We start from the raw sequence: 11,718 nt of genomic DNA, 5'->3' as shown, positions 1-11,718 counted from the left end.
CATCCTCACTTTAAAGCCATCACAAGTTCTAGATTATCTTATTCAAAACCAAAAAAAGAAGACTACAAGACAAGATATTATTGACAATGTATGGAGGAATAAAGGTTGCACCGATGAGAATTTTCACAAGACTTTAGGCGTTCTTCGGAAAGAGTTGGGTGATAAAAACAAACCTTGGAAATATATTATTAACCCGCGAAAAAACCACTATGCTTTATTGCCTAAAGTTAAGTTTCATTACGTTTTTTCGAGAGCAGATATATACCGTTTTATAAAAAAGTCATCTGTTGTTCTCGTTTCTAGCTTACTTGTTACCACTGCTGCTATTAAAACTCAAACTCTTGATAAAGTATCTGGATATCTAGCTGTCGATTCACAGACTGTTACTCATTTAAAAGGCCAAGTTAAAAGAGCATCTGCGTCAATAGAGCAATCGGTGCTCGTTTTTATGCATAAACCGGTTAACTGGTCAGGATGGGACTTACGCGTACAGCGATTAGGAACAGAAGAAAGTAAACTTTTAGTAAAGAGTACCGGAGCATTATTTTACAACGCGGAACCGAGCTTTTCTCCTTCTGGCCAACAGCTTGCGTGGGTAAAGACAGACTATAATCAGTATTGTGAAGTTTGGGTTGCCGATTTTAATTCTACAGAACTATCAATTAGTAATGAGCGTTCGGTTCTTAGCTGTGCACATCAATACTGGGCACGAACTCCACAATGGCGCACAGATGAGTCATTATTAATTTCGCTTCCACAAGGTAATCATCGGCCAAACAATATTCAGGAAATCAATTTAATATCCAATGAACGCTTTTCGATTACCTCACCGACAAACTCCAGGTATGGAGATTATGGCCTTTATTACAACGCTGAGGTTAATCTAATGGCGTATTTAAGATTAACGACCGGTGGAGACATTCGTGGAGAGCTAAGAATCTTTGACTTCTCGACGAATTCAGACTTTCTACTAAAGGGATTTCGAAATGCACCTTATGCCGCGGCATGGCTTAATACCAGTAGTTTACTCGTAAAGGGAGAAAGTGGGTTTGAGGTTGTTAATATTGACGGAGAAACGCTGCCAGTTATCTCTAATATGCTTGAACCACAAAGCTTTCCGTTTTCGATGGGAAGCAATAGAGTTGGGTTTGTACGCGGGGAGTTGAAGGATAATGATATCATTATCTTCGATTTAACAAGTGGTTCTATTAGTAACAACCTTTCTTCAACCGCGCATGACTACAGGGCCGTAATATCGAAGGACTCAGATCAAATTGCATTTCTATCTCTTCGAAATGGTCGGCGCCAATTATTAATGACCAGCAACAATTTGCCAACTAAAGTTGTTGAGTTTAACGAGCACGATTCCATTTCTGAATTGGCTATTTCTCCAGATGGAAAAACTTTGGCGTTTGTTAAAGGTAATCAGCTCAATTTGATTAGTGCTCGTGGCCAGGTCGAATTTCAAAAAAACATAGCAGTTGGCGGAATTTCATTCAGTTATGATAACACTGCATTATTTATTGGTGTTAAAGAAGCCGAACTGTTGAAAATAAAGAAACTCGGCTTGTCGGGTACAGTTGAGACAATCACCGAAGGCTTCATGCCCAAATCTGCAGAAGACGGATACCTATACTTCTTCAAACTAGAAGGCGACAAACCTTATTTTTACCGAATATCACCCGAAGGTGGAATCAAAGAACTATTTGAAGCACCTTTTCCTGTATTAAGTCTAAACTCAAATTCCTTTGATGTAATTAACAATCATCTTTACTACGTTGATGGAAAAGGCAAAGACAAAATGTTAGTCAGTAAAGATCTTTCCAGCGGCGAAGTGAAAACAGTGGCCCCGGTGACCAGCCGAACTTTTTCATTAAATCAAAAGCTCACAAAACTTGTAATGACAAAAAAAGGACAAGTTCAAAATAACCTGGCGGCATTTACGCTAGTTAAAAATTAACTGCTGAAACTCACTTCTCATTACAATCATCTCTCTTTTCCCCCAAAATATAACTCAGCCTATTTTCAATAGACAAATTTTACTCCAATCTAATTTTTTTAAATAATATCTCAAATTTTTGAGATATTGGTTGAGATATTCCCTCTCCCTAACCCTCTCCCATGGGGCGAGGGGACGATATGAGATAAATTCAGTCTTTTTTCAGTAATAAATTTATTTAACTCAGTGTTTATTCCCTACAGCTAACCAAAATTTCAGTCAATAATTTAGTCAAGCATACATCTTTCAATCCAAGACTAAATTGCAGGAGGGCGAAAATTTGGGCGAGTCTGTATTAATCACCGGTCACAACAATCGAATCGTTATTCGTTATCCCGAGAGCGTAGCTGATGAAGTGGTCGGTGATATGTTGGCCCACATGCAACGTCGAGAAAACTGGTCTGTTGCTGAATATGAAAACACCACCGCATACCAGGAAAATGAACAACTATTTATTGTCAACATGGGGTTAGTAACCGGCGTCGGTAAATAGCTGTGTATTTATAACGCGATAAATAATTGAACCAAACGAAACATCTTAATAAAAGTTTGCAACGTCATTTGAGTCAAATTATGGATAGGCATTAGGGAACTCATAAGTTGTATGACGTTTTTTTAACAGGCAGAAAGTGATGAGTGAACTAACAATAACGCCGGATTTGGCGGTTAAAATGGAAAGGCGAGAACTATTTGTTGCTTTTCTGGCTTTAGAATCAGAAACAGACGAGGCTATCCGCTTTTGTCTAACAGTTGAGTGGTATAAGAAAGTAAAAGCGCATCTGGATCACTACGAGAAATTTTATGCTTAACTTCGCTTTTTCGTTTTTCTTTCTTTGGGACCAGACCGTGAAGCTTTTTTGGAGGCTGCTTTGGATGAAGCACGAGAAGCATCGCTTAAACCTTCAGGGCAAAATAATTCGATTAAAGTGGCAGCGCTTAAATCTTTTTTAGCGGATTGATAAAGAATGACTGATATTTTCGAAAATAAATCATCACTTATCACAATACCTTTTTCATCGGTCGCCGCTTTCACCTGGGCGACGGCATTAGCCAATGTCGATAAATTGACCGGCGAGCGAGCGGCCACGGCAGCGAGCTTATCGGTATAAGACAATGCATCGTTTCCCAGTAATTCATCAATTTTCATTTCAAGGGTATCGGCAATTTGAGGCAGAAACGCGGTCTTTTTTATCCGGTTGCTTTCCAGATCGCCAACGGTTCCTTTGGAAATTCCCACTCGGTCGCCAAGCTCTTTTTGGGTCCAACCAAAATATTGGCGCCGTGCTTTCATTCTGCGTCCGAATTCGTCGGTTAATTCCATACTCAACCCCGCCTTAGTTAATAGTTTTTATTTAGTTTAACTCATTCGGAGTATACCGATCTTTGGTTGCAAATAGAAAAACCGTTAAAACGACAATATATAAGTCGTTTTAGCATTGTTGATAAATCTGGATTTTACTGACGGTAAAATCGCAAAAAAGGAATTCAAATGCCAAAACAATCATTGGAACTGATAAAGCTATTAAAAGATGTTCGAGATGTGAATGGGGCTACCGCTGATTTTTCCTTGCAGTTTCTCCGGTATATAAACTGTACGAAAGATAGGCAACTATTCATGTCTGTATTTTTCAATCTTCACTACACCGCGCATCACATTGAAATAAAACTAATTGATCTGGGGATGAACGTGTTGGGACAACCCTACAACCCCACTGTTTTTCGAAATATCGACTTTCTTTCGGTCGACTTCGTTAACGCCATGAAACAGTTTTTAGAAAATAGATACAGCAACCAATTTAGAACTGAAAGGAAAAGCGAACACTGATGTTTAACTTCGCACTCGCGACTTTTAAATCATAACTTAAAGACTCAGGGAAAAAGGATGAAAATACTACTCAGTCCGACGCTGAAAAAAGCGCTGTTAACCAAACAGATTAATATCGCCATCCACATTAGCTCGCCAAAGTTAGACTACTGTACTCGACAGCCGATCACCGTTGTACCTTCTTTCAAGCGTCCGAAGGGAAAAACATTTCTGGCAGGTTTAAGTCGATCTGAAAACCAACGACTTAATCGAATTCTTGATGAGCACGACCGTGTGGACCCCACTTCGGAAAAGGTCATTCGCCCAAACGTAATTGAAAAAGATTTTATCAGCGACTCGTCGATAATGTTACTCGATTTTCCGAGTTTAGAATTCAATAACTTTACAAGTACATCAAAACAATTAAAGGAATAATTTAATGAAGAACTCTCGTAATAATCAAACTAGCTTTAACCAATTTGTCGCTTCGTGTAACCGAAAATTTAACTCAATCTGAAGTCAGCGCAAGGTTGGGTTGCAAAACCCAACATTTCGGTTGAGTTGAAAGACAGAGCTTTATGTTATGGAGAAACTAAAAAACATTGACCTTGTGTTCTTATCGTTTACACCAAAATGCTGGGTTTCCTCCGTCTACCCAGCCTACAATTCACATTCGCGTAGGTTGGGTTGCGAAACCCAACATTTTGGTTGAGTTGAAAGACGGAGCTTAATGTTATGGAGAAACTGAAAAACATCGGGCTTGTGTTCCTATTGTTTAAACCAAAATGCTGGGTTTCCTTCGTCTACCCAGCCTACAATTTCACATTTGCAAGGTTCGGTTGCGAAACCCAACATTTTGGTTGAGTTGAAAGACGGAGCTTAATGTTATGGAGAAACTAAAAAACATTGAGCTTGTGTTCCTATTGTTTAAACCAAAATGCTGGGTTTCCTTCATCTACCCAGCCTACAAATTTCACATTTGCGTAGGTTGGGTTGCAAAACCCAACATTTCGGTTGAGTTGAAAGACTGGGCTTAATGTTGTGGAGAAACTAAAAAACATCGGGCTTGTGTTCCTATTGTTTAAACCAAAATGCTGGGTTTCCTTCGTCTACCCAGCCTACAAGTTCTCATTCGCGTAGGTTGGGTTGCAACCCAACAATGTAGTTAATTTGAAAAGTGGAGTTTGATTTTTTTGGAAAAATTGAAAAATTGAAAAAATAAAAAAATATAGAACCCTATATAATTTTTGGAAATCACTATTGTATTCTTTTCGTCGAGCCCGCATACTAATCAACTCTTATGGCTTGATATAACCTGAGAAAGGAAATTTCTCCACTAACATAAACGGACTTAAACAATGCAATACCGACGGGCAAATACCAAAGGTGGTACTTATTTTTTTACGGTCAATTTGGCTGAAAGAAATAAAACTTTGTTGACCGATCATATCGATGATTTACGCAACGCATTTAAAAACGTAAAAGCAACTCACCCAATGATTATCGATGCAATTGTGGTATTGCCGGATCATTTGCATGCAATTTGGACATTACCCGGCAATGATGCTGACTTTTCCACCCGCTGGCGATTGATTAAATCGTGTTTCTCTCAAAGTGTACCACGAATCGAACGGGTAACCAGTTCAAGAAAAAGTAAAGGCGAACGTGGAGTTTGGCAGCGGCGATTTTGGGAACATCAAATTCGAGATGATGCGGATTATCAGGCTCATATGGATTACATTTATTATAATCCTGTTAAACACGGTTATGTTAAAAATGTCGTCGAGTGGCCCTATTCTTCATTTCACCGTGACCTGAACAAAGGAAAATACACAAAGTTTTGGGGAGGTGATACCGAAATCGAATTTCGAGCAGGGGAGCTTGAATAAGCTTTTTGTGAATATTACTGAGTTTCTTTGTCTGCTCCAGCAATATCCGTTAACCTAATGAACTGAACTTTTCTCCAATAATGATTTATACTCGAATATAACTTTAGCTCTATTGTTCAATTAAAATACAATGATCAGACTCGTAACAATTGTCGCTGTTGCTTTACTAATTTATTACCTCTTCCTCACTATACGAGGAGAAGGCGTTTCTACAAAGCAACGTGTTAAAGCTGTTCTGACTGGGATAGCCGTGATTGTTACCATTGTTTTGTCATTTGTCTTCGAAGAATATCAATTACGAACAGGCCTTCACGATGAACTGATAGCCAATAACTACTCATCGCCTCAACCCAATAGCTACTCAATAGTCATTAAAGGTGTTGACGTATTTTTCGAGTATGAATCAGGCTACGCTGATAACCGCAATGTTCCCAGGTTTTCATTTGTTGCAAAGTACTCGCAAAAAAATGGTAACCTGGAATCGCTGTTTTGCGATCAAAAAGAGCACACGCGCTATATCGAACAAAATTATGGATGGTACCCAACCCCTGAAATTAAACTACCAAATGGACACTTTATCGGTAAGTGTTATCCAGAATCTGTTAGAAGCAGTATACAAGCATTACCGCACAATGCGCACGACTTTAAACCGATAGAAACTCGTTACCTATTTTTACCGTCTCCTGAACATACAGAAAATAATACGCTGATTTTCTACACCGAAAACCTCGATGTTTCAAGCTTGACAGAAAGATTAGAAGATTTGTTAAATTATTATGACATCATACTTCAGCACTGATAAATACTCGCAGCGCTTTTTAAAATTTTAGCCCAATTATCGTTGTCGTTTCTAACTGAATAAGGACAGCAGGAGTGTCAGTAATTCTGTTGAAACTTAGCTGAAGTTGTTAATGAAATTACTAACAATATTGGTAATGATAATCGTTACTTGTGCTCAAATGTACGAGTGTCATTATTTCAATGAAATCATCAAAAAACCATCAAATTTTTATTCTTGATATTTCGAAATTCTTAAACTATTTTTGAGATTCTTTTGGCTGTCTAACCTTCTTAACCTCCGGTCAAGATGTGGAAAAGAAGTGACTAAACACAATATCTCAAATTTGAGATTTATAATTAGATAAAGGTATTTTGTATTTTATTTATATTCAAAATAACCAACTGAACACGACCGGCGTAGACTTCAAGGAGAGTACGACTAAACTAACAATAAACCTGGGCTTTAAGACTCAAAAGTGATTCTAGCCAAGGTTGCAAATGCCAAAATCAGGCAAAGGAGAGTAACCTTGGAACTCATACCTCGTGTTGTTAACTCACACTCAACTTCGTGTGCAGATTTATTAATTGATTTTTTAACTTTGTTAGATATCCCATACATTTTTGGCGTGCCGGGCGGCAATATTGATCCTTTGTGTAATCGATTGTCAAAGCGTCAAAGTCAGGTGGTGCCTAAATGGATTTTAACGCGTAGCGAAGCCGGGGCTGCTTATATGGCCGATGGTTATTTTCGAGAGACCGGTAAAATTGGCGTTTGTGGAACAACTTCTGGTCCTGGCGCAACGAATTTGATCACGCCTATATCCAATGCGTTTGTTGATAATGTTCCAATGCTGGCAATTACAGCGCAAACGCCTATTAGCACTTTCGGGCGAGGTGGCATGCAAGAAACCAGTGGAACTGGCATTGATAGCATGCTCATGTTTCAGGGCTGCACTCGATACAATTCGCTTGTGTCTCATCCAGACCAACTCGTCCACAAACTTCACCTCGCGCTTTCCCACGCGCTGGGATTAACCCCTGGACCCGTGCACCTCAGCATCCCTTCGGATATTCTGGCGATGCCGATCAAAGCGGCATTTAACGATTATCCTTATCTTAATAAGCCTATGGCGGTCACGCCGGATAAAGCGCAGATGAAACAACTGATCAGCATCATTAAGTCTGCGAAAAAAGCGGTTTTTGCGCTCGGGCCGGGCGCTGAAGAAGCGATGCCATTTATCATGACAATCGCTGAAGCAAAACAATGGCCTATAGTGACTTTTCCCATGTCGAGAGGATTAATCAACGCAAAACACCCTTTGTTTAGAGGTGTGTTCGGCACTGCCGGTCATGAGTCTGCGCGAAAAACATTATCAAAAGAAGAAGCGTCGCTAATTTTTGTGGTTGGCGCAGATTTGGATGAAAGCGCTACTTGTGGTTGGGACGGAACCACTATTTTAAGTTCGCGCATGATACACATCAGCAACAATCCAGAACTCTTATCTCGCTCTTACATGGCCAGATTGAATATTCTCGGAAACCCTTTATTAGTATTTACCACATTGGCCGATGAATTAGGTTTGTTAAAGCGCACGGGAGCTAAGTTTCGTTGTTGCCCGAATAAAACTCGCCAGGACGAACTATATCGAGGTGACGGAATTCAAAATGAAGATATGGAAATGGACGCAGAAATTGAAGATGGAGGCGATCAAGAAAACAATGTTGAAGCGGCGCCGGAGCAGGAAGAAACGAGAAAGAAACCGCAAAACTTTTCGGTGATGCATTGGGAAGATTGTATTAACGATTCGACTCCACTTAACCCTCGCCAGATATTTACCTACATTAGCAGCCAAATTCCGGGGGATACACGTGTATATATCGATACCGGTAATAGCTTTTTTTGGTCAACTCATTACTGGATGCAGGATATCCCCAGACACGCCACCAAAAACCACGTCAAAATATCGATGGGGTATGCCAGTATGGGATGGGCTATTAGCGCTGCCATTGGCTGTAAATTTGCCAATCCTAAAGCGCCGGTTCTTTGTATTACCGGAGACGGCAGCATGATGATGTCCAGCTTAGAAATGACCCTGGCGCAAGAACACAATCTCAATATTGTTTTCATTGTCATGAACAATGCTTGCCTTGGAACCATAAAACACGGGCAACGCTTAAGAGGTTTTGATAATACTGCTAACGAATTACCGCAAGTTAATTTTGCCCTGGTTGGTCAGGCGTTGGGGATCCCTTCCTACCGAATTTCGAATATGGAGCAGATAAGAGAACTGGACTGGTGCAGTATTTTGTCTCAATCAGGTCCGATGTTGTTAGATATGCAAATTGACGCTGAGGTTGCACCTCCGATTGGGCAACGGGTTCAAGCGCTGGATGCTGATTCGGAAAAGGCTCCTACGCCGGTTTAGGAGCGGTATACCTTTCTTGGTGAAATGCCTTATCAATAAAATTACCGCGAAGCGAAATAACAATACCGATATACCTAATCTGAATTCCGGGAAAAGAGTTCAGGTTAGGTATTTAATTTTATCGAGACATTAAAACATTGTTGCCGCTTTCATCTGTTGTTCAAAATTGGCACACCCTTTGCTTTTATATACACAACCAACGTAGATATTAGTAAATTAAATCATTACCCATGATAAATTCTCCTGATGCTTATGTTCGGTTATGTTCCTCGGAACACTGCTGTAGTTTAAGGGGTAAGTTGCTGAGAACAGCTTATTTCAAGGGCTAGAGCGCGAAGATTTTGGGCATGTGGTTGCTGAGAACAGCCACTTTGCACATAACTTCAGTCGTACGGTAAGGGGTCGAATATCGACCCCTTTTCTTTTTCTGTCATTTTTACTCTGAAATTGCGGCAAACGAGTTGCCACTTAGAAAAGGCAAAGTTTTGCCACCTTTGAACAGACTGTCTACTTATTGATGTTTCTACTTACTTGATGTTTGACCAGACGATTTTTGACGAGACTGTCTGTTTAATGATTTTTCATTCCCTGTGCTTATCCCAAATTCCGGTTAAACAATTTCATTTAAATAAACTAAATAGATTGTAGAAATTCAATATTATTGAATTTTTCATTTTCAGGAGAGTAAATCACTTCTTTTGTATCGGTAGTGCCACATATTATTTAAAATTCTGCTTTTTTGGTGGGCAGATAAAGATCGACAAACTCTGATTCAAACAATGTTTTGATATAATCAGGGCTTATTAATATGGCGAAGGGAAATAGCGAATTGGTTATTTTTTGACACTTTTGATGAATTAATGACAAAACTTTGACAAACTGGTTTTCCTTTACTAGAAATAGAACTAGACTCACAAATCAACATATATAAATATTTCTTCGATTATTTCTTATACAGATTAGTTGCACACGATTGGGGTGATAAGGAAAGTTAGATGGTGGAGAATAAGAAGCTGTTAATCATTGATGATGACCGAGAGCGTTGTCATGACTTGATCACAATTCTCGATTTTATCGGTGAGTCTTGCCAGGAAACAGGTAGCGATGACTGGCAAAAGCATTTGAAAGACTCTGAACATTACATTGGCGTTTTACTCGGTCAGTTGAAGAGCTATTCAGACGTATCCACAATAATCAGTGAAATTATTGCAGCAGATAAAACCATGCCGGTTTTATTGCTTGATGATATTGCGATGTCTGGTGATATTTCTAATCAACTATCGCAACAAATTGTTGGACGTATCAGTTGGCCGTTGCGACAAAATGAAGTTTTAGAAGCTATCCATTCCTGCCAATATTGCCGCGATAACCAACACGCTTTTTCCGATCACAATAAATCCCTTGAGTTGTTCCGAAGTATGGTAGGGCGAAGTAACGCCATGCAAGGGATCAGACGACTAATTGAACAGGTGGCGGAAACCAATGCGAGTGTGCTTATCCTGGGTGAGTCGGGAACCGGTAAAGAAGTAGCCGCCCGAAACCTGCATTATTTATCCAATCGCTCTGACAAGCCTTTTGTACCTATCAATTGTGGTGCTATTCCCGCCGAATTACTGGAGAGCGAATTATTCGGTCATGAAAAAGGCGCTTTTACCGGTGCATTAACGGCGAGAAAAGGCCGTTTCGAACTAGCCCAAGGCGGCACCATTTTCCTTGATGAAATTGGCGATATGCCTTTACCGATGCAAGTTAAGCTACTCCGTGTTTTACAGGAAAGAACTTTTGAAAGAGTGGGCAGCAGTCAGCCGATTGAAACCGATGTGCGCATCATTGCCGCCACTCACCGAAAGCTGGAAACCGAAGTTAAAGAAAATCGTTTTCGAGAAGATCTATTTTATCGTTTGAATGTTTTTCCCATTGAAATGCCGGCGTTGCGTCATAGAGCAGATGATATTCCGCTATTGATTAATGAGTTGGTAGCGCGGTTAGAAAATGACAAACGAGGTTCGGTCAGGTTAAGTCCTAATGCCGTTCAATCGCTGATTCAATGTGCATGGCCAGGTAATGTGCGCGAGCTCGCGAACCTGATTGAAAGACTGTGCATTTTATATCCCTATGGCGTGGTTGATTTAAAAGACTTGCCATCTGAATATCAACACAACGATGGCATTGACGCTTATCCCCAACCGGAACTTGGAGATCGTCGCCAATCTGAGCAACAAGATGAGTTAGCTGCATCTACAACAGCACCGGTAACCCCACTAACCAGTTTGCCGGAAAATGGCGTTAATTTAAAAGAGTTTGTTGCCAAGCTGGAAATTTCTTACATTGAACAAGCACTCGCAGAAGAAGACTGGGTCGTAGCGCGAGCAGCAAAACGATTGGGGATGCGTCGTACTACCCTGGTTGAGAAAATGCGCAAATATGATCTTCAAAAAGCGAGTTAAAAAGCTGACAACTTTCTAAACCGTCTGCAAACCGAAACAGTCACTCCACATTTGTTGGGATGGCAGTTAAACCTATTTGAAAAACAATCCTAGGCAAGAACTACTCACTGTCATCTCGACCGTAGCGGAGAGATCTCCTAAAGGTTTCACCATACTCAAATATTAAGATTAACCAGTTTTAAAGAGCCATTCTCAGTTGTGGCCTAATGAAAGTTGATAGTTTTCAAATGTCTGTAGGAGATCTCTCCACGTTGGTCGAGATGACAATGAGACAAGGCGGAAAATAGTTCTATTGATAGAAACCTCACGCTGTCATCTCGAGCGCAGTCGAGAGATCTCCCAAAGATTTCACCATACTCAAATACCAGGTTAA

The 11,718-nt window shown here is 40.1% G+C and carries 10 protein-coding genes; 9 read left to right on the top strand and 1 reads right to left on the bottom strand.

Annotation, left to right across the window (positions count from 1 at the left end):
* The 3 genes from FLL46_RS17755 to FLL46_RS27045 form a co-directional block, all read left to right on the top strand.
* Positions 1-1,960: PD40 domain-containing protein (locus FLL46_RS17755; RefSeq protein ID WP_142932661.1), on the top strand; the 1,960-nt coding region annotated here is incomplete at its 5' end.
* Between the two features lie 319 nt (positions 1,961-2,279).
* The gene (locus tag FLL46_RS17750; protein WP_142932660.1) at positions 2,280-2,492 is read left to right on the top strand and encodes a hypothetical protein; all 213 of its coding nucleotides are present in this window, start codon (positions 2,280-2,282) and stop codon (positions 2,490-2,492) included.
* Between the two features lie 139 nt (positions 2,493-2,631).
* The gene (locus FLL46_RS27045) at positions 2,632-2,808 is read left to right on the top strand and encodes a hypothetical protein (protein ID WP_168204213.1); all 177 of its coding nucleotides are present in this window, start codon (positions 2,632-2,634) and stop codon (positions 2,806-2,808) included.
* Here FLL46_RS27045 and FLL46_RS17745 read toward each other — a convergent pair.
* Positions 2,805-3,320 (bottom strand): helix-turn-helix domain-containing protein, encoded by a 516-nt coding sequence (locus FLL46_RS17745; RefSeq protein ID WP_142932659.1) that lies wholly within the window; start codon positions 3,318-3,320, stop codon positions 2,805-2,807. The two genes, FLL46_RS27045 and FLL46_RS17745, sit on opposite strands and share 4 nt — an antisense overlap.
* Before the next feature lie 168 nt (positions 3,321-3,488).
* On the opposite strand from FLL46_RS17745, the gene FLL46_RS17740 reads away from it, so the two are divergent.
* The 6 genes from FLL46_RS17740 to FLL46_RS17715 all read left to right on the top strand — a co-directional run bounded on the left by FLL46_RS17740 (position 3,489) and on the right by FLL46_RS17715 (position 11,345).
* Positions 3,489-3,824, top strand: coding sequence for a hypothetical protein (locus FLL46_RS17740; RefSeq protein WP_142932658.1), 336 nt, complete (start codon positions 3,489-3,491; stop codon positions 3,822-3,824).
* A gap of 57 nt (positions 3,825-3,881) precedes the next feature.
* Positions 3,882-4,238 (top strand): hypothetical protein, encoded by a 357-nt coding sequence (locus tag FLL46_RS17735; protein WP_142932657.1) that lies wholly within the window; start codon positions 3,882-3,884, stop codon positions 4,236-4,238.
* 923 nt (positions 4,239-5,161) lie between these two features.
* Positions 5,162-5,692 carry an REP-associated tyrosine transposase gene (locus tag FLL46_RS17730; protein WP_142932656.1) on the top strand — a complete coding sequence of 177 codons (531 nt, stop codon included), beginning with the start codon at positions 5,162-5,164 and terminating at the stop codon, positions 5,690-5,692.
* 130 nt (positions 5,693-5,822) lie between these two features.
* On the top strand, positions 5,823-6,491 hold the full coding sequence (locus FLL46_RS17725) for a hypothetical protein (protein WP_142932655.1): 669 nt from the start codon (positions 5,823-5,825) through the stop codon (positions 6,489-6,491).
* A 508-nt stretch (positions 6,492-6,999) separates the two neighbouring features.
* On the top strand, positions 7,000-8,898 hold the full coding sequence (locus FLL46_RS27660; protein ID WP_246119346.1) for a thiamine pyrophosphate-binding protein: 1,899 nt from the start codon (positions 7,000-7,002) through the stop codon (positions 8,896-8,898).
* A 995-nt stretch (positions 8,899-9,893) separates the two neighbouring features.
* Positions 9,894-11,345, top strand: a complete 1,452-nt coding sequence (locus FLL46_RS17715; protein ID WP_142932654.1) for a sigma-54 dependent transcriptional regulator — start codon at positions 9,894-9,896, stop codon at positions 11,343-11,345.
* Positions 11,346-11,718: the final 373 nt, after the last annotated feature.

Origin of the sequence: Aliikangiella coralliicola (assembly GCF_007004725.1) — a bacterium.
GTDB classification, from domain to species: domain Bacteria; phylum Pseudomonadota; class Gammaproteobacteria; order Enterobacterales; family Kangiellaceae; genus Aliikangiella; species Aliikangiella coralliicola.
This window is presented reverse-complemented; position numbering and strand designations above follow the sequence as displayed.

Excerpts from the sequence above, each read along its gene's own strand:
- FLL46_RS17730 (WP_142932656.1), top strand. The coding sequence starts at position 5,162 with ATGCAATACCGACGGGCAAATACCAAAGGTGGTACTTATTTTTTTACG.
- FLL46_RS17735 (WP_142932657.1), top strand. The coding sequence starts at position 3,882 with ATGAAAATACTACTCAGTCCGACGCTGAAAAAAGCGCTGTTAACCAAA.
- FLL46_RS17725 (WP_142932655.1), top strand. The coding sequence starts at position 5,823 with ATGATCAGACTCGTAACAATTGTCGCTGTTGCTTTACTAATTTATTAC.
- FLL46_RS17715 (WP_142932654.1), top strand. The coding sequence starts at position 9,894 with ATGGTGGAGAATAAGAAGCTGTTAATCATTGATGATGACCGAGAGCGT.
- FLL46_RS17740 (WP_142932658.1), top strand. The coding sequence starts at position 3,489 with ATGCCAAAACAATCATTGGAACTGATAAAGCTATTAAAAGATGTTCGA.
- FLL46_RS17745 (WP_142932659.1), bottom strand. The coding sequence starts at position 3,320 with ATGGAATTAACCGACGAATTCGGACGCAGAATGAAAGCACGGCGCCAA.
- FLL46_RS27045 (WP_168204213.1), top strand. The coding sequence starts at position 2,632 with ATGAGTGAACTAACAATAACGCCGGATTTGGCGGTTAAAATGGAAAGG.